The 20,532-nt window shown below is 59.5% G+C and carries 20 protein-coding genes; 14 read left to right on the top strand and 6 right to left on the bottom strand.

The window, feature by feature from the left end; genetic code table 11:
* Positions 1 to 84: 84 nt before the first annotated feature.
* A complete protein-coding gene (locus B0G52_RS05205) occupies positions 85 to 990 on the bottom strand; it encodes a VOC family protein (protein ID WP_094042477.1) in 906 nt (301 codons plus the stop codon).
* 72 nt (positions 991 to 1,062) lie between these two features.
* On the bottom strand, positions 1,063 to 3,147 hold the full coding sequence (locus tag B0G52_RS05200; RefSeq protein WP_233162394.1) for a bacterio-opsin activator: 2,085 nt from the start codon (positions 3,145 to 3,147) through the stop codon (positions 1,063 to 1,065).
* A 138-nt stretch (positions 3,148 to 3,285) separates the two neighbouring features.
* Between B0G52_RS05200 and B0G52_RS05195 the strand changes: the two genes are divergently transcribed.
* The 10 genes from B0G52_RS05195 (at position 3,286) to B0G52_RS05150 (ending at position 16,076) form a co-directional block, all read left to right on the top strand.
* The gene (locus tag B0G52_RS05195; RefSeq protein WP_094042476.1) at positions 3,286 to 6,387 is read left to right on the top strand and encodes an S-layer homology domain-containing protein; all 3,102 of its coding nucleotides are present in this window, start codon (positions 3,286 to 3,288) and stop codon (positions 6,385 to 6,387) included.
* Positions 6,388 to 6,615: 228 nt separating this feature from the next.
* Complete coding sequence (locus B0G52_RS05190) at positions 6,616 to 7,095, top strand: SH3 domain-containing protein (RefSeq protein ID WP_094042475.1); 480 nt, start codon at positions 6,616 to 6,618, stop codon at positions 7,093 to 7,095.
* 1 nt (position 7,096) lies between these two features.
* Entirely contained in the window at positions 7,097 to 7,786 is a 690-nt protein-coding gene (locus tag B0G52_RS05185) for an AIM24 family protein (protein WP_094042474.1), read from the top strand.
* 256 nt (positions 7,787 to 8,042) lie between these two features.
* Positions 8,043 to 9,836: an ABC transporter substrate-binding protein gene (locus tag B0G52_RS05180; protein ID WP_094042473.1), complete on the top strand. Its 1,794-nt coding sequence runs from the start codon at positions 8,043 to 8,045 to the stop codon at positions 9,834 to 9,836.
* Between the two features lie 163 nt (positions 9,837 to 9,999).
* Positions 10,000 to 12,231 (top strand): preprotein translocase subunit SecA, encoded by a 2,232-nt coding sequence (locus tag B0G52_RS05175; protein ID WP_094042472.1) that lies wholly within the window; start codon positions 10,000 to 10,002, stop codon positions 12,229 to 12,231.
* Positions 12,232 to 12,259: 28 nt separating this feature from the next.
* Positions 12,260 to 13,576, top strand: coding sequence for a deoxyguanosinetriphosphate triphosphohydrolase family protein (locus B0G52_RS05170; protein ID WP_094042471.1), 1,317 nt, complete (start codon positions 12,260 to 12,262; stop codon positions 13,574 to 13,576).
* A 72-nt stretch (positions 13,577 to 13,648) separates the two neighbouring features.
* Positions 13,649 to 14,029, top strand: coding sequence for a MerR family transcriptional regulator (locus B0G52_RS05165; RefSeq protein ID WP_094042470.1), 381 nt, complete (start codon positions 13,649 to 13,651; stop codon positions 14,027 to 14,029).
* Complete coding sequence (gene trxA, locus B0G52_RS05160) at positions 14,026 to 14,337, top strand: thioredoxin (RefSeq protein ID WP_094042469.1); 312 nt, start codon at positions 14,026 to 14,028, stop codon at positions 14,335 to 14,337. Before B0G52_RS05165 ends, trxA begins: the two co-directional genes overlap by 4 nt.
* Before the next feature lie 247 nt (positions 14,338 to 14,584).
* Complete coding sequence (locus tag B0G52_RS05155) at positions 14,585 to 15,346, top strand: SDR family NAD(P)-dependent oxidoreductase (protein ID WP_094042468.1); 762 nt, start codon at positions 14,585 to 14,587, stop codon at positions 15,344 to 15,346.
* Positions 15,347 to 15,371: 25 nt separating this feature from the next.
* Positions 15,372 to 16,076: an alpha/beta fold hydrolase gene (locus B0G52_RS05150; RefSeq protein ID WP_094042467.1), complete on the top strand. Its 705-nt coding sequence runs from the start codon at positions 15,372 to 15,374 to the stop codon at positions 16,074 to 16,076.
* On the opposite strand, the gene B0G52_RS05145 is transcribed toward B0G52_RS05150, so the two are convergent.
* Both B0G52_RS05145 and cdaS read right to left on the bottom strand, forming a co-directional pair.
* Positions 16,071 to 17,303: an MFS transporter gene (locus B0G52_RS05145; protein WP_094042466.1), complete on the bottom strand. Its 1,233-nt coding sequence runs from the start codon at positions 17,301 to 17,303 to the stop codon at positions 16,071 to 16,073. The two genes, B0G52_RS05150 and B0G52_RS05145, sit on opposite strands and share 6 nt — an antisense overlap.
* A 118-nt stretch (positions 17,304 to 17,421) precedes the next feature.
* Complete coding sequence (cdaS, locus tag B0G52_RS05140; RefSeq protein ID WP_094042465.1) at positions 17,422 to 18,039, bottom strand: sporulation-specific diadenylate cyclase CdaS; 618 nt, start codon at positions 18,037 to 18,039, stop codon at positions 17,422 to 17,424.
* Between the two features lie 99 nt (positions 18,040 to 18,138).
* Here cdaS and B0G52_RS05135 point away from each other — a divergent pair, with 99 nt between their 5' ends.
* Positions 18,139 to 18,780, top strand: a complete 642-nt coding sequence (locus B0G52_RS05135; protein WP_094042464.1) for an HAD family hydrolase — start codon at positions 18,139 to 18,141, stop codon at positions 18,778 to 18,780.
* A 35-nt stretch (positions 18,781 to 18,815) separates the two neighbouring features.
* Here the strand turns inward: B0G52_RS05135 and B0G52_RS05130 are convergent, their stop codons facing one another.
* Positions 18,816 to 19,064 carry a hypothetical protein gene (locus B0G52_RS05130; protein ID WP_143762521.1) on the bottom strand — a complete coding sequence of 83 codons (249 nt, stop codon included), beginning with the start codon at positions 19,062 to 19,064 and terminating at the stop codon, positions 18,816 to 18,818.
* Positions 19,061 to 19,399 carry a TetR/AcrR family transcriptional regulator gene (locus tag B0G52_RS05125; protein WP_094042462.1) on the bottom strand — a complete coding sequence of 113 codons (339 nt, stop codon included), beginning with the start codon at positions 19,397 to 19,399 and terminating at the stop codon, positions 19,061 to 19,063. The genes B0G52_RS05130 and B0G52_RS05125 overlap by 4 nt, the downstream gene beginning before the upstream one ends.
* Positions 19,400 to 19,571: 172 nt before the next feature.
* Here B0G52_RS05125 and B0G52_RS05120 point away from each other — a divergent pair, with 172 nt between their 5' ends.
* The 3 genes from B0G52_RS05120 (at position 19,572) to B0G52_RS05110 (ending at position 20,530) form a co-directional block, all read left to right on the top strand.
* Positions 19,572 to 19,880 carry an alcohol dehydrogenase catalytic domain-containing protein gene (locus B0G52_RS05120; protein ID WP_094042461.1) on the top strand — a complete coding sequence of 103 codons (309 nt, stop codon included), beginning with the start codon at positions 19,572 to 19,574 and terminating at the stop codon, positions 19,878 to 19,880.
* Between the two features lie 81 nt (positions 19,881 to 19,961).
* Complete coding sequence (locus B0G52_RS05115; protein ID WP_094042460.1) at positions 19,962 to 20,345, top strand: zinc-binding dehydrogenase; 384 nt, start codon at positions 19,962 to 19,964, stop codon at positions 20,343 to 20,345.
* Complete coding sequence (locus B0G52_RS05110; protein ID WP_094042459.1) at positions 20,342 to 20,530, top strand: type 2 periplasmic-binding domain-containing protein; 189 nt, start codon at positions 20,342 to 20,344, stop codon at positions 20,528 to 20,530. Before B0G52_RS05115 ends, B0G52_RS05110 begins: the two co-directional genes overlap by 4 nt.
* Positions 20,531 to 20,532 lie beyond the last annotated feature (2 nt).

The raw sequence follows: 20,532 nt of genomic DNA, 5'->3' as shown, positions 1-20,532 counted from the left end.
ATGCCAAAGGAACCGTTCGGCTGACGTTGATGTCGGCTCGAACGGTTCCTTTGCGATTGCGGCCCATGCCCGGAGCGGACAGGCTCAGTTGCCTGAATACGCTTTTTGCAGCTCGGCAAGGTCGAATTTCTTCATTTGTAAGAATGCTTTCGTAAAACGTTCTTTTTGCTCCGCCGTACCGTTGATCATCGCGTCGTCCAGCAGAGGAGAGGAGATCTGCCAGGAGACGCCGTATTTGTCTTTCAGCCAGCCGCACTGCTCGGCTTCGGGGAAGGCGGAGAGCCGTTCCCAGTAGTAGTCGATCTGATCCTGCGTCTCGCAGTTGATCAGCAGGGAAACGGCCTCGTTGAATTGGAATTGGTGGTTATGCGCGCTGTCCATCGCCGTCAGCCAGGTGTTCTCCAGCATGAAGTCGCTGAACATGACCGTCCCCGCCTTGTCCGGTTCCATGCCGGGGCCGTAGTGGAACAGCGAGCCGGGCCGGGCATTGCGGAAAAACGACAGATAAAATTCCCTCGCTTCCTCCGCCTTGCCGCAATTGTCGCCCACGAACAACAGGGAGGGGATGATCGCGGGCCGAGGCTCTCCGTCCGGATTCGTCAGAATGAGCTGCCAGGAGACGCCGTATTTGTCCTGGATCCAGCCATACCGCTCGCTGAACGGATACTTGTCCAGCGGCATAAGCGGTGTGCCGCCTTCCGCAAGCTTGTTCCACGCTTCGTCGAGCATCTCCCTCGCGTTCGCCTCCCGGGAAGGGTCGAAATTCACCATGAACGAGATGGAAGGGTTGATCTTGAAATGCGGCCCGGCGGAAATAGCCATGAACGGCTGTCCCCAGACGCGGAACGATACGAGATCGCATTCCCCGGACGGCGTATCGTACAGCACCGTCGAGCTTGTAATGCGGGAATCCGGAAATACGGAGCAATAGAACTGCGCGGCTTCTTTCGCCTCTCTGTCGAACCATAAGTGCGGGGTGATCGGCTGCATGCGGTTGGCCTCCCTTAAGGTACGTTTGGTTTTTATTTTAGCCTAGAACGAGGGCATTATCGAGTCGCTTCTTCAGCCGCCGTTCAGTACGTGCACCAGATGGCGGACGGCCTGCCGCGAATGGCGGTAAAACGTCGTGCGGCTCATATGAAAAGCCTCGGCAAGCTCGTTTTTGTTCAGATCGCCTTTTAGGAAGCTCTCCCGTATCATTCGCTGCTCGAGCTGCGTCAGAGGGAAGGGAGGCGGTTCCGCGTTCAAGATGGATTGAATGCGGCCCTGAATGTCGGCTGCCGAGAGACGCAATTGCCGCAAGACGACAAGCTGCCGCAGACGTTCGGGATCGAGCCAATGGCGAAGAATGCTTAGGACGTCGTCGGCCTCGAATACGGCCCGGCCGGCCGGCGCCGATTCGAGGTTCATCCGATCCGGGCTCGTCTGCCGGAGGACAAGCTGCACCCATTGTTCGAATGTCGTGTGGCGGAAGTCCAGCTCCCAGCGAATTATCTCCGGGGCGTTGTCGGCTTCGGGGCGAATGCGCCCGCTTTCTTGAAAGCCCATCAGGGGCAGCAAGCTGTTTAGCTGCGGATCGGCCGACGCCATGATGCCTCTCCAGCCGCTTGTCATGTGGATCAGCCACTGCTGCATAAGCAAGGCGCCGAGCTCCTCCGGACGATAGAGAGACTGCCCGGTATCGACGGCGGCGAGCAGCACGCACAGGCTGTCCGCCGTATCGGGAGAAGCTTCGGCGAGCCGCTGGCCTTCCTCCCCGAGCATCGGCAGGAAGGAGGGAGCGTAGCGCTCCAAGTAAGGCGCGGTCAAGGCGTGCAGCCGGAAGCCGGCGCAGAACCCGATCGGCGTCCCGTCTTCGCGGCGCACGACGCAGACGCCTTCCGGACTGTGACGGACGATCTCGTCCAGCACGGCGTGGCAGTCCTCTGCGCGGACCAGCTCGGAATGCCAGTCGGATCGCGCGAGCGACTCTTCCAGAAAGCGATGCAGGAACGGCAAGTCTTCGGAACGGTACCGCGGAGGCTCGTCCGCTCTCAGAGGCGCGGAGAAATCGGCGTAAGCATGAGCGAAGGGCAAATTCTCGCGGTACAGCTCAAGCACGTGGGCCGCGATATGCGTCTGCGTTCGTCTGTCCGCGTCGTGGAATTTGTCGGCCATCAGCCTGAACGCCTTGTGGCGCAGCGCCTGAAACTGCCCGGAGGCACGGCGCGAGTAATCTTCCCGCAGCAGACGCGACACGACGTGATGAAGCGACAGGCCTTGAGGCGTGCTGCGAACGAAAGACAATCTCCCAAGCTCGTGATAAGCGGCAATGTCGAGCGGCGCATTCGACAGTTCGTTCAAAGCCGCCTGATCCGCCGCCGGCAACAGAGACAGAGCGGTCAGCGCTTGGTGAAGAGACGGAGAGGCCGCTTCGCGAAGCCAATCGCCGGTCAGGATCGCGGGAATATCTTCCGTTCGGAAGGGGGCGTCCTGCCCGCGGGAGCGGAGCAGATCGACGGTCAGGGCAAGCAGCAGCGGATGTCCATCCGTTTTCCGCGCGACGTCCAGCTGCGTTTCCGTCTCCAAGCCGCTCTCTCGCAAGTAGTCCAGCGACTGCTCGCGGGTGAGCAGTCGGAGAGGGCAGGATTCGATCCGCCCGCCCCAGTGCGGATGCGCATGCCATTTCGGAGGCAATCCGCCGCGCGAAGCGATTACGATCAGCATGCCCGTAGAGCGCAGCCGGGGCAGGAAGCTGGACAGAAGCCAGCTCTCCAGCCGGTCGAGACGTTCGCCGTTGTCCAGCACGAGTACGCTTCTCTGCCTGGACAACTCGTCCGCGATGTAGGGCAGCAGCGGCGTTCCGGGGGTTCTATGTTTTCCATACTCGTTTCCCAGACTTGTTTCCAGACCTGCCAGAAAGGCACCGGACGAAACGAGCTCGGTTTGCCCGTCCAGCCACAGCGTAAGGGCGGTCGAACGTCTGCACCGGGCGGCCATTTCCGCGAGCAGCGTCGTTTTGCCGATTCCTCCGATCCCCGATACCGAAAACAGCCTTGTTTCCGCCTCTGGGTCGGCCAGCCATTGCTCCAGACGGGCCAATTCCTTCTCCAGACCGACGACGCGCCGTCGGGCGTTCGGATGCGCCATCGTCGATGTCGGTTCCATTGCGTGCGCGCCTCCTTTCCGAATCGTGAAATTTTGAAACAAAAATGAAACACCGTTTATTCTCTATTCATTTTACACTAAGGGGCGTATGCGATAAAACCATTCCGATCGTACCGATGCAAAGGAGAAATCAACCGCATGAACCGCTTAAACGTTCCGTTCGCCGCTCTGCTCATCTTTACGCTAATATTCGGCCTTCTGGCTCCCGCCGCGCCAACCGCTCGGGCCGAGGGGGAGCCGGTTCCGTCCGAGGAGCTTGGATGGGTGCTCGTGTCCAATGCGGCAGAGCTGATCTATATCGATCAGAATCAAGCTTCTTATCTCGATCGCAACATTCGCCTGACGAACGACATCGACATGACCGGATACGAGTGGATTCCGCTCGGCGGCAACGATGCCGAGCCGTTCAGCGGCATTTTCGACGGGAGGGGGCATCGGATTGAGGGCGTATCGATCGATGGCGGCTCGCTGCAGTTTGTCGGCTTCTTCGGCAAGCTGACGGGGACGGTCCGGGATTTGAGCGTCTCGGTACAAGCCGCAGGCGGCAATTACGCGGGCGGAATGGCCGGGCATCTGGACGGAGGCACGATCGTTCGCTCTTCCGCTCAGGGCATCGTGACCGGCGGCAATGGCGGTCCCGCGGGAGTAAGCGCGGCTGGCGGGCTCGCCGGGGCGGCGAACGGCAATTCGACGATTAGCCGCTCGTCTTCGTCCGCTGCCGTCAAGAGCGGCCAAGCCGACAATCAATATGCCGGCGGGCTCGTCGGCTCTCACGGAACCGGGTCCATCAGCGACGCTTATGCGACCGGAACGGTAGCCAATTCCGAAGGTCTCTTCTATACGGCCGGCGGTTTGACGGGACAATTGGTATTCGGAACGATAACGAACAGTTATGCCACGGGCGCTGTCGATGCGGCCGCAAGCTCGACTTACGTCACGATGGGCGGTTTTTCTGGCTCCGTCCATTTCGAAGCCTCTATCTTCTCCTCGTATTTCGACAACGTCGCCACGTCGCAGGCGACCGGGGCGGGCGATTCAACCGGCGCTGCCGCGCTTCAGCTTACGGGCCTTTCGACGGCCGATATGAAGCTTCAGGCCAACTACGGGGAGCCCGGCAGCAACTGGGACTTCACGGATACGTGGGCGATTCGGCCCGGCGTGAACGGAGGTTATCCGTATTTGCGGCCGGCCGTGTTGACGTCCGATTTGCCCCGGGCTCTCAAAGGAGAGGATTATTCGCAAACGCTCGAAGCTTTCGACGGCGCAGGAGGCGGATTGAACTGGAGCGCGGCCGCGCTCCCTGCGGGCATGCACATGACGGCAGCGGGCGTGCTGGAGGGCGCTCCTGCCGAAGCGGGAGAGTTCACGGTTACGGTAACGGCGACCGATGCAGGATCGACAACCGCCGAGGCAGCCCTGACGCTGCACGTCGATGAGACGGCGCCGGACATTGCCGGCTTCGACATCGGCCCGGGCGGGACGGTCGGATCGACGAAGCTGGCGGCTACCGTGAGCGGTCCGGATCGCGTTTTCGCCTATCTTCTTGGAGATGCGGAGGGCGTGCGTCCATTTGCGGGGTCAGAGGTTCCGTCCGAGGCGGTTCCATATTCGCCCGGGGCAGACATTTGGCCTGTAAGCGCGGGGCAGATTCTTCAAATCTACGAGACGGACGGGGATCGGCGCGTTTGGGCATGGAGCAGCGTTCGGATCGAAGTCTCTCACTTGCGAGACGAGGATCCTCCGACCGCGGGCAGCGTGACGGGAACGGTATATGGCGCAGGGAACACGCCGCTCTCCGGAGCGGCGGTATCCGCGGGCGGAATCGTCGGAGCGACGGACGCCGAAGGGATGTTCGCGCTGCACGGAGTTGCGCAAGGAACGCATACGCTCGCCGTGTCCGCCGGGGGCTACCGCTCTTATTCGGCCGAGGTGGACGTGGTCGCAGGAGAGGTTGCCGATGCGGGGAGAATCAATCTGACGGTCGCAAACGTTCCCGGGTCTTCAAGCGGCTCGAACGGCTCGCCCGCTTCTCCGGAGCCTTCGGCTCCGAATGAGCTGGCAATCAAGCTGAACGGTCTTGACGCGCGAGTACCCGTGAAGAGGGAACAGGAGAGCGACGGCCGCTCTTCGATCCGGCTTGCGTTCGGAGACGAACTGTTGCGATCGTTGTTTGCGGCAGGAGACGAGGCTGTCATTGAGGTCGATCATGACGACCCGATGGTGAAGGCGGATTTGTCTGCGGAGACGCTGCAGTCGCTGCTTCGGTCGCGGCCGAACGGCGTCATTCGCCTCGAGGTGAACGGAGCCGGGTACGAGGCGCCGCTTCGCCTGTGGAGCAGCGTGCGGGTTGGTGCTACCGCCACTGTCGCGATTTCGAGACCGTCGGCAGCCGAGACAGCCAGGTTGAACGAGGAGTTGGCCAGCCAAGGCTATGCGATGCTTGCGGAGCCGATGGACTTCGCCTTGTACATGGACGGAACAGAATGGTCCGGAGCCGACGGCGTGTACACGAGGCGAACCCTTTCGCTTGTGACTGCGGTCGACTCGGACCGCTCTACCGTCGCGTGGATGGATAGGGACGGGCGGCTGCGGTTCGTGCCGTCCGTGTTCGAGAAAGGGAAGGCGATTTTCTATTCGCCGCATAACAGCTTGTATACGGCGATCCGCTCCGATCGGACGTTCACGGACGCAGCGCGGCATTGGGCGAGGGCCGACATCGAGCTGCTCGCGAGCAAGCTCGTCGTGGGCGGGACGTCGCCGGATAAGTTCGAGCCCGACCGTACGGTGACCCGGGCGGAATTCGCAGCCATGCTCGTACGCGCGCTGGGGCTTGCCGGGAAGCTCGGCGGAGACGTCTACTCGGACGTACGGCCGGAAGCCGATTGGTACGGCGGCGCGGTAGGAGCGGCATCGGACGCGGGCCTGATCGAAGGATACGAGGACGGTACGTTCAGACCCAACGCATCCGTCACGCGGGAGCAGGCTGTCGTCATGCTGTCCCGGGCGATCCGGTTTGCGGGGGTACAGCTCCCCGGGGCGGACGCGAACGCGCTGGATCGCTTCTCCGACCAAGCGTCAACGGCCGGTTGGGCCAAGGATGCGGCGGGGCAATTGTTGGCGGCGGGCATTATCGAAGGCGTCGACGGCGCCAGCTTCGCGCCGAAGCAGCTTGCCACTCGCGCGCAAAGCGCGGTTCTGCTGGCACGGACGCTGCGATACTTGAAATTCATCGATGGATGACGGCCCGACGGGCCTTCCCGATGAAGCAGCATAACCTATACAAGCACTGGGCATAAGGATTGTTCGATAAGTCATCCACACGGCGGCTTATCGGACAATTCTTTTTTCTACTCCTCCGATGACTTGCTGAAACCAATCTCCGGGCTGCTCCGTCATATGATATAGTAGGAAAATATCGAGAAACGTCGAAATCTGCGAAAAGATAGAGTCGGCAGAGGAGGAGAAGAGATGGGACAACGCAAACCGACGCTCATCCGGTCCGTTCTGGCGCTGCTCCTGTTCGTATCGTGGCCGCTTCCGGCGGATGCGAACATGCTGGATCGGATCCGGGACATCTATAACGCTCCGGACAAGGTGGACGAGCTTCGCGAGCAGTACGAGGAGACGGCCCGCACGCTGGAGGAGCAGCGGCAGAAGCTGACGGAAGCCGAAAGCTCGCTGGAGTCGTATGCTGCGCAGCAGCAAAGAATGCGGGAGGAGAACGAACTGTACCGGCAGCAGAACGAGGAGCTGCGGGCGCAAAACATGCTGCTGACGGACAGGCTGGAGCAGTTGGAACAAGACAAAGCGGACAAGCAGGCGACCTACCGCAAATGGATAACGGCGATCGCGGCGGCCGTCGCGCTGGTCGCCGGGTACGTGCTGTCGATCCGCTTGTGGCGGTATTCGGTATGGCGCAGCAGAAAACGAACGGACGGAGGAATCTGACATGCGGATGGAGACGCCTCCGAATACAGGCCATGTGAGGATCGAACTCGAAGGGGAGGACGCGCTGCATCTGCTGCATCCGAAAGCGCTGCTGGCTTTCCAGGGAAACCCTCGGCACCGGGAGGACCGGTTCATGGATCTGTCGGGGATGTACCGCAAGCGCAAGTTGATCCGTTCGCTTCTTCGCGGTCCGGCGCATCTGGTTCTCGGCATGCCCCCGAACTGCATGCTGGAGGCGGCAGACATTCCGGAAGACAGCAACCTGCTGTTCGATTTTCGGCACGTGCTGTTTTATACGGACGGGATGGCGATGAAGAGCAGAGTGCAGACGTTCAAGAACGCCTGGATTACGCGGGAGTGGGTGCGCATGCGCTTTACGGGGCCGGGGCGGATCGGCTTGCTGTCCTCCGGTTCGATCGCGACGCTGCAGTTGGACCCGGAAGTTCCGCTGTACGTAGAGGCAGGCTCTCTCGTCGCCTATCCGGAGGACGCGAACATCAAGCTGTCCGTGTACGGCAATCAGCTGGCTACCCAGCATATGAACGTGCAGTGGGAAATGACAGGAACCGGGCCGATCCTGATGCAGACGGGTTTTCGAGACGGCCATCTGGAAGACCAGCTGCACAAGGACAGCATCGTCAGGAGAACGTTAAGGGAGCTTCTCCCTTTCGGCGGCGTGTATATTCGATAGATCGGGACCGATCGTCGTCTGCGCGTACTGCGTCAACGAACCGCGCCGGGGATGGAGCGGCGAAATTGAAAAAATGGCGGTGCTGGAGGGAGGAATACCACCAACCCCGCCGTCATTTCTGGTTTATGGTCCTCAGCGAGGAGACAGATTAAGATTGCTATCCCGGCTCTCTTTCTTTATTCTGAAGTTAAAAGAGGAATGTTCTTGAACGGGTAGATCCATTCTTTTCCCCTTTTCGGAATGAAGGAGGCGGATTATGTCGATATCGGCGGAAAAATATTTAATGCTATTAAACTATTTCGGAAACCGGGCGATTGTCGGCCAGGAAATCGAAGCGACGGCCGAAGAGGTGTCCGGCGCGCTGTATTGCACGCCGCGCAACGCGAAGATCATCATCCGCAGGCTGGTCGAGGAGCGCTTGATCGAGTGGCATGCGGGAAGAGGGCGCGGCAACGTCTCGCGGATCGTCTTCTTGGCCGAGAAGGAGCCTTTTCTCGTCGACAAGGCACAGGAGATGGCGCACAAAGGGGAGTACAAGCAAGCGTTCGAGCTGCTGCACGAATTCGGCGCGGAGCCCGCGACGGTCGACCGCTTTATTTTGTGGCTCAACGATCAATTCGGCTATCAGTCCGAACCGGCCCATGGGGATGAAGTGGCGGATACGCTCAAGTTCCCGATGTTCGAGCCGATTCTGACGCTGGACCCGAAGCAGGTCTACTTCTCGTTCGACGCGCACATGATGAGGCAGGTGTACGACCGGCTGGTCGAATACGACGCTTCCACCGGCGTGCTGATGCCCGGGCTGGCGCACTACTGGGAGTCCAATGCGGATGCGACGGAATGGACGTTCTATTTGCGCAAGGGCGTCCGTTTCCACCACGGGAGAGAGCTGCAGGCGGAGGACGTGCGCTTTACGCTTGAGAGGCTGCGCGGAAACCAGCCGTCGAGCTGGATGGTGAGAACGATGAAGGACGTCGTCTGCGTCGGCACTCGCGGGGTGCGCGTGCGGCTGAACCAGCCGAACGCGATTTTTCCCAAGTTCGCCAGCGCGAACGGAATGTCGATTCTGCCGAGAGAAGCAGACAGCGAGTCGTTCTGGAGCAAGCCGGTCGGCACCGGGCCGTTCCGCGTGTCGAGCTTGACGGAGGATCATTGCGAGCTGACCGCTCATCGGGAGTATTACCGCGGCCGGGCCCATCTGGATCGCGTCGTTATCGCGTTCATGCCCAAGGAAACGGCGAAGCTGTCGGAGAACGCCGAATGGCGTCAGCTGCTGCACGGCAAGAAGTTCTACGACCGCCGGCAGAACGACAGCTGGGACAAGATCGAGGCGCTGTGCCGGGGAAGCATGCTGATGACATGGAACCTGGGCAAGGACGGCCCGCAGCAATCGGAGGATTTTCGCAGGGCGCTCGGCCTCTTCCTTAATCGCAAGCAGATGATCCGCGATCTGGGGGAGGATCGGATTTATCCAGCGCGGGGCTTCAGGCCGACGCTGCAGACGCCTTATCTGAACGAAGAGCTGGACGAACAGGAGGCAAGACGACTGCTGCTCAAGTCCGGCTATAACGGAGAGGAGATCGTTATCTCCACCTACGGGTCCAACGCTCCGGACGCGCAGTGGATCGAGCGGCGCTGCGCGGAGTTCGGCGTTAACGTCAAGCTCCATTTCACGACGCATTGCTCCGTTCGCAAGGAAGGCGTCCTGCCGAGCGCGGACGCGCTGCTGTTCTGCCTCGTGTTCGCCGTGGAGGACGTGTGCGAGATCGAAAACTACGAGCAAGCCGGCAATTTTCTGAAGGAGCATCTTCACCCGGACATTCGCAAGTGGGTGAGGGGAGAGATCGACAAGACGCTGGCCATCTCCGATCCTGCCGAACGCCGGAAGCTGCTGGACGCCATCGAAGACAGGCTGCGGGAGGAAGCGCATGTGACGTTCGTGCTCCACAAGAAGCTGAATACGTATATTCATCCTACGGTCAAGGGCGTCGGCCTGAATTCGCTGGGCTGGATCGACTTCAAGGACATCTGGCTGGAAAAATGCGATTAAACACGCCCTAGGGCGTGTATTCGGCAAGATCTGCTATCCTCGGAGGTTGCATACACGCCCTGGAACGAGAGTTCGGCGCTTTACCGGAACGATCGCTAGGATTTCGCCCGGGATGACCCTATAATAGGAACAGGAACGAATATTGTCGGAAGGGATTGTTTCGATGAATTTTGCCAGCAGGCTCATACAGAAAGTCAAAAACCGGTTCGTTCAACATAAACTTAAAGCGTACGCGGACAAGCTGACGGCGATCTCCGAGCGGGATTTGACGGGGTGGGACGACGGCCGGCTGAAGGCCGAGTCGGCGAAGCTGAAGGAGAGAGTCCGGGCGGGCTCTTCGCTGGACGACGTCATGGTCGAAGCGTTCGCCATCGCCGGGGAAGCGGCAAGCCGCGTGCTCGGCATGCGTCCCTACGACGTGCAGGTCATGGCGGGGGCCGCTCTGCACGACGGCAACATGGTCGAGATGCAGACGGGGGAAGGCAAGACGCTCGCGGCGGTCATGCCCGCCTATCTTAACGCGCTGCAGGGCAAAGGCGTCCACGTGCTGACGTTCAACGATTATTTGGCCGGTCGCGACGCGCAATGGATGGGACCGATCTATCGTTATCTGGGGCTTACGGTTGCGTCGGTCAAAGAGGATATGACGACGGAAGAGCGCCAGCAGGCTTACGCGGCGGACATTACTTACGTCACGGCCAAGCAGGCCGGCTTCGACTACTTGCGGGATACGATCGCGATGACGGAGAGCGACATCGTGCATCGTCCGTTCCACTACGCGATCGTCGACGAAGCGGACTCGCTGCTGATCGACGAAGCGCGCGTGCCTCTGGTGATCGCCGGCGAAGTCGCTTCCGGAGGCAGCGACGGCGGACGAATGGCGAAGCTGGCGAAGGAGCTGGTACTGGGCGAGGATTACGACTTCGACGAGAACAAGCGCAACGTCTTCCTGACGGAGTCGGGCTCGGAGAAGGCGGAGAAACGGCTCGGCACGGGCAATTTGTACGAAGCGCACAACAGCAATTTATTAACGTCATTAAATTGTGCATTGCATGCGGAATCGCTGCTTAAGAGGGACGTCGATTACGTCATTCGGGACGGCAAGCTGGAGATTATCGATCCGTACACCGGGCGCGTGGCCCAGAACCGTCATTGGCCGGATGGCTTGCAGGCCGCCGTCGAGGCCAAGGAAGGGATCGAGACGAAGTCGTCCGGCAAAATTCTCGGCACGATCACGCTGCAGCATCTGCTCAGCCTGTATCCGAAAATCAGCGGCATGACGGCGACGGCCCAGGACTCCGCGGAAGAATTCGAGGAGACGTACGGGCTGAGCGTCGTGCAGATTTCGCCTAACCGGCCGCGCATCCGCATTGATCACGAGAGCCGCATCTATACGCACAAGGAAGCGAAGCTCAAAGCGCTCGTGAAAGAGATCGCGGAAGTGCACGCAACGGAGCGGCCGATTCTGATCGGCACGAGCAGCGTCGAGGAGTCGGATCAGCTGGCGGAGGAGCTTGGCAAGGCGAACGTCGCCTGCCACGTGCTGAACGCCAAAAACGATGAGAAGGAAGCCGAGATTATCGCGCGCGCGGGAGAGCTGGGCGCGGTGACGGTATCCACGAACATGGCCGGACGCGGCGTCGACATCCGTCTCGGCGCGGACGACGCCGCGCAAGCGGAAGCGGTGGCCGAGCTCGGCGGCTTGTACGTCATCGGCACGCACATGAACGAGAGCGCGCGCATCGACAACCAGCTGAGAGGCCGCGCGGGCAGACAGGGAGATCCCGGCTCTTCCCGGTTCTACGTCTGTCTGGAGGACGAGCTGATCAACCGCTTCGGCATTGAGAAGGCGATTCCGGCCGCTTATCGGACCGGGAAGCAGGACGAGGAACTGTCGGCTTCGGTGTTCAGCAAGAAGATGGATCATATCCAGCGCGTCGTGATGGGCCAAAATTTCGAGATGCGCAAGACGCTTAACAAATACTCGGACATGGTGGAGGAGCAGCGGCGCATTCATCACGACCAGCGCGAAGCGGTGCTGCGCGATCGAAGCGGCATGAGCGAGCGCGAGAAGCATATCCGCCTGTATTTCATGGACAAGGCATGGGCCGATCATCTCGCCTACGTCTCTTACATTCGCGAGGGCATTCATCTGGAGAGCCTGGCGAACCGCAATCCCGTCGACGAATTTCATCATCGGATCATTCACGCCTTCGAGCAGCTTCCGGATAAACTGGAGAAGGAGACGGCCAGGGCGCTCGGCAGGCTGGGCGCAACCGATTCCGGCGATCGCGCGGAATGGGAACGGATGGGGTTCAAGCCGCCTTCGCGAACGTGGACTTATTTGATTCAGGATCAGTTTATGGAGAAAAAGACGAGCATTTTCAACTTCTGAGTGAAACTGTGTGCAAGGAGGTCATCGCATGAACGTCAGAAAGATGAGATTGTACGATACGGAGAACGTCCATTCCGGCGATGACCGAGACGAGTTCGAGAAGGATTACGCGAGGCTGATCCAGTCGCCGGCTTTCCGCAGGCTGCAGGGCAAGTCGCAGGTATTCGGAGCCGGTTCGGGAGACTACTACCGGACGCGGCTGACCCATTCGCTGGAGGTGTCCCAGATCGCCAGGGAAGTGGCCAGACGGCTCAGCAAGCTGTATCCGTTCCTGGCGCTGAAGGAACATCCGGGCCTGACGATCGATCCCGAGGTCGTCGAGTGCGCTTCGCTCGCCCACGATCTCGGCCACCCGCCGTTCGGGCACAAGGGAGAAGAGGTGCTGGACCGCCTTCTTCGCGACGAGCACGGGCTGAAGTACGAGGGCAACGCGCAGAACTTCCGCATTCTCATGTTTCTGGAGAAGCGGGCGGGCAGCGACAGCGGATTGGATCTGACGGCGGCGGTGCTGTTGGCGATCAACAAATATCCGTACTGCATCGACGATCCCGACAGGCATAAAGGGGTCTACAGCACGGAGTGGGAAGGCATCGGATTCCTTCGGGATACGTGGGGAATGCCGAAAGGCTGCGCAACGCTGGAAGCGCAGTTGATGGACTTGTGCGACGATATCGCTTATTCGACGCACGACTTGGAGGACGGCATTCGCGCCGGGAAAATTTTGATGGACCGCGCCTTCTTCGAGGACGATCGCGTCGTTGCGCACGTGCTGCAGGAAATCACGGAAGATCCGAATTACTCCGCGGCGAACTGGCAGGGCGTCGATCAGGAGTCGATGGTCAAGCGCGTGCTGATCGACTTCTACGAGCAGTGGGCGCAAATCTACCTGGAATGCGATCGCGAGCCTTCGCGCACCCGCCGGGAAATGAAGGCCCGCTGGGTACGCAAGTTCGCCAGCGAGGTCGGTATTATCGACGAGCCGTCGAGCGGGTGGAAAATGGTGACGTTCGTTCGCGACGGACAGCGGGATTGGGAGCTGCAGCGGACGATGGAAATTTTGAAGAAGCTCGCCTGGGTGACCTTGATCAAGGATTTTCGCGTACAGCGGCTGCATAAGCGCAGCGAGGTCATGATAGAACGGCTGTGGGGAAGCTTCAAAACCTACGAGACAGGTCGTCTGATCGTTCCCCGGGACTGGCTGGAGAGCTACGAGGCGCAGAAAGCGAAATGGCCGTGGGAACGGCTTGCCGCCGACTATATCTCCGGCATGACGGACGCTTACGCGGAGAAGGTGTACGCCGAGTTCTTCGCCAGCCGCTCCGGATCGATCTACGAACGGGATTAAAATTCCCTTGACCCTGACATTGATGTCAGGGTTTATGCTTGTTTGGAATCGACCGTCAAGGGAGGAGCTGCCATGCAAATCGGCGAATTGTCGGCCCAGACCGGGGTCAGCGTACGTTCGCTCCGGTACTACGAGAAGCAAAAGCTGTTGACCTCGGTCCGAGGGAGCAACGGTTACCGGGAATACTCGGATCTCGCCGTGGAGCAGGTGCGCACGATTCGGCTTTATTTGGCTTTGGGGCTGACGACGGAGCAGATTGCGAGCTTTCTTCATTGTGTGCTTAAAAATGAGGAGGCGTTCTGTCGGGAAGTGCTTCCGTTGTACGAAAGCAAACTGCGGGAAATCGACGCGCAGCTTGTCGAGCTGAGCCAGATTCGCGCCAACCTTACGGACCGCATTCGGTCGATCCGGGAACAAAACGAGCAAGCGAAAGGAGGGAAATCTGAAAGATGATTCGAGTTAACGATGCAAGCTTGGCGGAGAGCCTTGCGAGCCATGGATTGGCGCTCGTCGATTTCGGTGCGGCCTGGTGCCCGCCCTGCAAGACGCTTAAGCCGATCATGATCGAGATCGGGGCCGAGTATAAGGAACGAGTGGCCGTGCTGGAAGTGGATTGCGACGAATCCCCGGAGACGGCCGCCAAGTACGGCGTCATGTCGATGCCGACGGTGATGCTGTTTCGCGATGGAGAACCGGTCGAGAAGCTGGTCGGCCTCAGACCGAAATCGGCGTACGAAAATTTGCTTGAGAAATATGTTTGAACAAGCTGCTCTTGCGCAGCTGCGAGAACGCGGAAGATGAATGGGACAGAAACCCGCCTTGGGGCTTGAACCTCGGGGCGGGTTTCTGCTTTCTCTTGTACGATGCTTCAAGCCTTCCGTTTTCTTGACACGAAGAAACAAAGGGTCCAGAAGGCCGTGCCGGACGAAAAGAAAACGATTTATTTGTTGTTGTCAACGCGTTGGATGTTGCCTATGATGAAGGGGAGTGACGAAGGGGGAACAGCAGATGAAGATCGATCTGGGCAAACGAACCGCGCTGGTAACCGGAGCGACCGGACAGTTGGGACGAGTGATGGCGAAGACTCTGGCGCAATGCGGCGCTAATGTCGCGATTCATTATCGCAGCAACGAGAATCAGGCGCGGGCTCTGCAAGAGGAATTGACAAGCTTGGGCGTGAGATCAGCGATCGTCAAGGCGGATATTACCGATTGGCAGTCTATTGCCGGCATGAAGCAGGAGATTGAAGCCAAGCTCGCGCCGATCGACATTGTGGTCGCCAATGCGGTCGCCCAATATCAATGGACAAGCATATTGGAACAGGCTCCCGAGGACTACGCCAGCCAATTCGACTCCTGCGTCATGCAAAGCGTCTACTTGGCCAAGGCGTTCGCGCCCGGCATGATCGAACGGAAGTGGGGCAGATTCGTCGGCATCAACACGGAATGCGCGATGCAAAATTTTCCGACGCAGTCGGCGTACATAGCGGGCAAACGGGGAATGGACGGCATCTATCGCGTACTGGCCAAGGAAATCGGCGAGCACGGCATCACGGCGAATCAAGTGGCTCCGGGCTGGACGATCAGCGAGAGAGATCGGGAGAACCATACCGAGCGCAATGAAGCGTACGAGCAATCCGTTCCGTTAAGACGGAGAGGCACGGATCAGGAAATCGCCAACGCGGTCGCTTTCCTCGCGTCCGACCTGGCCAGCTTTATTACGGGCGCTTACATTCCCGTTAACGGCGGCAACGTTATGCCGGCTATCTAATCCAACGAACGGGCGGTGGGACGGCATGGACGTAAGATCGTATCGCGCGAACAACGGCAAGGTGGAAATCCACTATCTCGTCTCGAATGAACAAGATACGTCCGTTCCTCTGCTCATCTGCCCGGGCTTGTCCGAGACGGCCGAGGAGTACGTCGAACTGATGGAGTATTTGTCTCCCCGCAAGTGCGTCGCGCTGTCGTTCCGGGGCCGGGGACAGAGCGGAACGCCGGAGCGCGGGTACGACCTGGAGCACCATGTCTCGGATATCGCGTCCGTCGTGGAGGCGGCGCAGCTTAACCGATTCCATCTATACGCCAATTCCCGGGGAGTCGCATACGCGCTCGGCTATGTCCAGAAGCAATCGTTGGCCGTCATGTCGGTCATTCTGCAGGAATATCCGGCGGAGCATAAGGCTCTGCCGGAAGGGTGGGCGGAAGATTACTTGCTCCGGTACCTGGTCCAGTTCTCCAGGCAACGGAACATTCGACCCGAAGCGGTCAGAGGAATCGAACGGGAATCGACGCAGCTCCGGCTGTCCAAAGGCATCAACAAGAAATTGATGGTACTGCGCGGCAAGCTGCCCGGCAGCTTGCTCAGCGACGAAGACTGCCGGCGGTACGAACGGTTGTGCGTCGACGTCTCTTTTGCCAAGTTCGAAAGATCCGGTCACGATCTCCGGAATACGGAGAAGGAGCTTCTCTATCGAACGATCGGCGACTTCATCCTATGAGCGAGCGTCTTGCCGTTCTCGTTCGGGCCGGATCGCGAACAAGTTAAGCAGCGTCGCGAGCAGGGCGGCCGTCGCCGCGACGAGGAACAGCGCGCCTTTCGATACGTCCATGAGCAGAGCGCTCGCCGGAGGCCCGGCGGCGACGCCGATAAAACGCATGCTGCTGTACAGCGACGTTACGGTGCCGCGCTGATCTTTGTCAATGCCTTCGGTAATAAGCGCGTCCAAGCTGGGCAGCGCGGCGCCGATGCCGGAACAGATCAGCGTCAGCATCGACGTAATCCACCAAGTGCCGTCTCGCTTCATCAGCCCCAGGGCGAGCAGCGCCGCCGTCGCGATCGCGAATCCAGCCAGGCTGGTCCACTTCATGCGGGTTTTATTTTGCCCGATCCATTTGCCGCTCAGATAAGCAACGAGGCAGAGGCCGCCGAGAGGAATCGCCAGCATCAAGCCTTTGTATATGGATTTCATGCCGCGATCCTCCAGCGTCTCGGACAAATAAAACAAGTTGCCGAAGATTGCGAACATGGCAATTCCGCCGATGGCGAAAATGCTGTAAAGCCACTTGCCTTCCGCCTTGATCAGAGCAAGCACCGAGCGAATGAAGGCCCCCAATCCGACCCGCGCGGTCGAGCCGCCTTCCGCGGAACGCTTGGGAGGCTTCACGAACAGCAGCACGAGCAGGAAGGAGAGCGCGCCGAAGGCCGGGATGGCGAAGAACGGAGCATACCACGTCCAGATCGCCAGCGCCGAGCCGAGAATCGGGCTGACGACTTTGCCGAAGGTGTTCGCCGTCTCGATCAGACCGAGTCCCTGACTGACGTCTTCGTCGCTCTTGAACAGATCGCCGACAAGCGGCAGCACGACCGGGAAGCAGCCCGCCGAGCCGAGACCCTGCAGCAATCTCGCCCCGAGAATGAGCCCATAAGCGTTGCGAAGGCCGCATGCTGCGACGATGCCAGCCGCCGCTCCCGCCGCGCATACGAGCAGCAGCGACGGAAGAATGACCGCTTTGCGGCCGTAACGGTCGGACAAGTATCCCGCTAACGGGATAAACAAGATCGCCACCGCCGCATAGGCGGTAATGATCCAGCTCGCCTGCAGAGAAGTGATGCGAAGCGCCTTCTGCATGGCGGGAAGGACGGGAATGAGCATCGAATTGGCCAAAGTCATCGTGAGCGGGACCGTGGCGATGGAGAGAATATCTCTTTTTTTGCGCTTTTCCATGCAGTCCTCCTGAATGAAGCGGCCGTAAGACATCTCGACATTTAAATGAAGGATAATCCGGTCGATTAAGTAGGCAATGCATCTAGTATGATCTTTCGATTGCCCGGTTACTCGTCGTCTACGGCGTAATGACGGGGTACAGCTGACCTTCGCTGGCGAAGGAGGCTTTGCCGGTCTCTTCGGACACGACGAGGACGATGGCGTCGCATCGCTCGGACAATCCGACCGCCGCGCGATGGCGCGTGCCGGTTATTCGCTCGTCGTTCTGGGCAGAGGCGAGCGGAAGTACGTGCTTGGCGGAAACGATCCGATCGGCGCGAATGAGCACCGCTCCGTCGTGCAGCGGGCTGCCGGGATAGAAGATCGATTCGAGCAGCGTGTGGCTGATCGGCGCTCCGACCGGAATGCCGGGTTGCAGGAGCGGCTCCAGCGGATCGCTGCGCTCGACGACGATCAACGCGCCGTGGCGTCTGTCGGACAAGCTCTGAATCGTAAGCGATAAGTCCGTATACCGTTCGATGAACGGGGAGAGATAGCAGTTCAAATAAAACGTCGCCGCATTGGACTCGATCTGAAGGAAGTTCTTCTTGATCTGCTCCAGTTCGCCCAGCAAGCAGTTCCCTTCATGATCCAGCGTCGAGGCGAGAACTTCGAGCTTGGAGATCATTTGCCGAATGTCGGCCGCGATCATCTTCTTCATGGGCGAGAAATCGCAGTTTTGGGAAGCGGTCGTCATGCGGTTCACGGCTCCTCGAACATACTCCCGATTAGCATGCAGATTCGCACGCCTATGTATGCAAGCTGCCAATACAATCTCAATGGAGGAACAATTCGAATGATACAGGCTTTTATTTTTGACATGGATGGAGTCATTATCGACAGCGAACCGCTGCATTTCGAAGTCGATATGGAAACGATGGGTTATCTCGGCACGGAGATTACGAAGGAGGAGCTGGAACGGTTCGTCGGCATGACGAATCCGGAGATGTGGGCGGCGCTTCGCCAAGAGCGGTCCCTTCCCCAGACGGTGGAGGAGATTATCGAGTACCAGCTGGCGGCCAAAATCAAAGCGCTGCGCGAACGTTCCTACACGCCGATCGACGGGATCGCGGAGCTGCTGGACGGGTTGAAAAGGCGAGGCATTCCGGTCGGCATTGCCTCCTCGTCGCCCAGATCGTTTATTGAGGAAGTGGTGGCCAAATTCGGCATTGCCCCGCATTTTGCCTGCGTGGTGAGCGGGGAGGAAGTGGACAAAGGCAAGCCGGCGCCGGACGTCTACCTGGAAGCCGCCCGCCAGCTCGGAGCTGACCCCCGGCACTGCGTCGTGCTGGAGGATTCCCGCAACGGCATTGCCGCGGCCAAGGCGGCCGGCATGACCTGCATCGGATACGTCAACGAAAATTCGGGCAATCAGGATTTGTCGGCGGCCGATCGCGTGGTTCGTTCCATAAGGGAGATTTCCGCGGAAGCATTGTGAACATGGGGCTCCGGTCGAACTGATCGGAGCTCCTTCTATTCTTCCGTTAAACCTCCGCTGTCCATAATCGCCTCGACGACTTTCTCCGCCATTTCTTCCGCCGTCCGCCCGCCGTTTCTTCTGGACCAATCCACCGCGGCCCCGAAGATTCCCCAACTCGTCATCAGAGCGAGCACGTCGGTCGATACCGGCCATTCCGCGCTGTCCGCCCGGGCTTCTCGCAGCCAGTGCGCCAGAAGCGCCCGCAATTCCTCCTGAACGACATGTTCGAATAACGGATTCACCGTATCCGCCGGATAGCAGCGTCCGTGCATGCTCTTGAAATGTTCCAATACGCATCGGACGAGCAGCGCAGATGTGCCGCGTTCCATCCGGCGACGGGAGGGAGTTCGCGGTTCAGCGCCTTCAGAAACTTGTCGCGGATCGAGCTTTCCAGCAGCGCGTATTTGTCCGGGAAATGCGCGTAAAACGTACCGCGATTCATATCCGCCTTATCCGCGATGTCCTGTACGGTGATGGAGGAAAACCCTTTTTCCCTCATCAGCTCCAAGAACGCTTCCTTCAGCATGCGACTGGATCTTCGAACGCGTCTGTCCGTCGATTCGATAGGGGTACGCAACGTTGCAGCCTCCTTATTCCGACATTCGGTCGGTTTTGTCGTTTAAACGAAATGTGAAATTCATTGTTTATTGATCGGAATTGTATTGTTAAATACGATTGTAATCAATGAACCGCTCGGCGACAACAGATTGCGAGAGGATCATGAGAAAAAAGACGGGGAGGCAACAGGGATGGGGAATCGGGCGAACGAGCGGATGAGAGCGATTCGCTATCATGCGAGAGGCGGCATCGAGGTATTGCGGTTGGAGGAGGTTCCCTTGCCGGAGATCGGGGAGGACGAAGTGCTCGTCAAAGTGCTGGCGACGGGCGTTAATCCCGGCGATTGGCAAATTCGGTCGGGGCTGGCCGGGGAAAGTTTCCCTTTGCCTTACATTCCCGGCTGGGACATTTCAGGTATCGTAGCGAGGACGGGAGGAAAGGTGACGGGGTTTAAGCCCGGAGACAGGGTGTACGGAATGACGGCCAATAGCGGGGGTTGAGCCCAATACGTCGCCGTACCGGCGTCGCAGCTCGCGATCAAGCCTTCAAGCCTCGCCGACGATGCGGCTGCAGCGATTCCGATGTCGGCATTTACGGCCTGGCACGCGTTATTCGAGCAGGCGAGCGTCGGGCCGGGACAGACGGTGTTGGTGAACGGGACTTCGGGAGGAGTGGGCCATTTTGCGGTACAGCTTGCCAAACAAGCCGGAGCTCGCGTGATCGGGGCAGCTTCATCCGCGAGCGAAGCGTTCGTGCGGGAGCTTGGAGCGGACGAGTATGCGGCATACGACCGCGAGGGACAGGCCGCCGCTCTGGAGAAGGCCGTCGATGTCGTGCTCGATACGGTCGGAGGAAACGGCGGCGGATGGCTGCTGGAGGCGTTGAAACCGGAAGGAGAGCTGGCTCCGGTCGCATGGGGCGGCTACCCGGAGGAGATTGCCGTGCGCAAGAAACTTAACATATGAACCGCAACCCCGAGCGCGAAGCCAAGTATTTGTTTGCCGCGGAACCCTACAGCTATTTTATGACAAGAGTGGCCGTCGGGATGGATAACGATACGATCCGTTCGATCGACGATCTGCGAGGAAGGAAGCTGTATCTCGGTTCATCCACCAGCAACAACGCGTATTACATCGAAGACTACAAATAACC

It is taken from the genome of Cohnella sp. SGD-V74 (assembly GCF_003001675.1).
Taxonomy (GTDB): Bacteria; Bacillota; Bacilli; order Paenibacillales; family Paenibacillaceae; genus Cohnella.
This window is presented reverse-complemented; position numbering and strand designations above follow the sequence as displayed.

Bases quoted from the DNA above. Each gene is read 5' to 3' on its own strand.
- trxA (WP_094042469.1), top strand. From the start codon at position 14,026: ATGATTCGAGTTAACGATGCAAGCTTGGCGGAGAGCCTTGCGAGCCAT.
- B0G52_RS05120 (WP_094042461.1), top strand. From the start codon at position 19,572: ATGGGGAATCGGGCGAACGAGCGGATGAGAGCGATTCGCTATCATGCG.
- B0G52_RS05145 (WP_094042466.1), bottom strand. From the start codon at position 17,303: ATGGAAAAGCGCAAAAAAAGAGATATTCTCTCCATCGCCACGGTCCCG.
- B0G52_RS05200 (WP_233162394.1), bottom strand. From the start codon at position 3,147: ATGGAACCGACATCGACGATGGCGCATCCGAACGCCCGACGGCGCGTC.
- B0G52_RS05170 (WP_094042471.1), top strand. From the start codon at position 12,260: ATGAACGTCAGAAAGATGAGATTGTACGATACGGAGAACGTCCATTCC.
- B0G52_RS05110 (WP_094042459.1), top strand. From the start codon at position 20,342: ATGAACCGCAACCCCGAGCGCGAAGCCAAGTATTTGTTTGCCGCGGAA.
- cdaS (WP_094042465.1), bottom strand. From the start codon at position 18,039: ATGACGACCGCTTCCCAAAACTGCGATTTCTCGCCCATGAAGAAGATG.
- B0G52_RS05205 (WP_094042477.1), bottom strand. From the start codon at position 990: ATGCAGCCGATCACCCCGCACTTATGGTTCGACAGAGAGGCGAAAGAA.
- B0G52_RS05195 (WP_094042476.1), top strand. From the start codon at position 3,286: ATGAACCGCTTAAACGTTCCGTTCGCCGCTCTGCTCATCTTTACGCTA.
- B0G52_RS05180 (WP_094042473.1), top strand. From the start codon at position 8,043: ATGTCGATATCGGCGGAAAAATATTTAATGCTATTAAACTATTTCGGA.
- B0G52_RS05135 (WP_094042464.1), top strand. From the start codon at position 18,139: ATGATACAGGCTTTTATTTTTGACATGGATGGAGTCATTATCGACAGC.
- B0G52_RS05165 (WP_094042470.1), top strand. From the start codon at position 13,649: ATGCAAATCGGCGAATTGTCGGCCCAGACCGGGGTCAGCGTACGTTCG.
- B0G52_RS05155 (WP_094042468.1), top strand. From the start codon at position 14,585: ATGAAGATCGATCTGGGCAAACGAACCGCGCTGGTAACCGGAGCGACC.
- B0G52_RS05115 (WP_094042460.1), top strand. From the start codon at position 19,962: ATGTCGGCATTTACGGCCTGGCACGCGTTATTCGAGCAGGCGAGCGTC.
- B0G52_RS05190 (WP_094042475.1), top strand. From the start codon at position 6,616: ATGGGACAACGCAAACCGACGCTCATCCGGTCCGTTCTGGCGCTGCTC.
- B0G52_RS05175 (WP_094042472.1), top strand. From the start codon at position 10,000: ATGAATTTTGCCAGCAGGCTCATACAGAAAGTCAAAAACCGGTTCGTT.
- B0G52_RS05185 (WP_094042474.1), top strand. From the start codon at position 7,097: ATGCGGATGGAGACGCCTCCGAATACAGGCCATGTGAGGATCGAACTC.
- B0G52_RS05150 (WP_094042467.1), top strand. From the start codon at position 15,372: ATGGACGTAAGATCGTATCGCGCGAACAACGGCAAGGTGGAAATCCAC.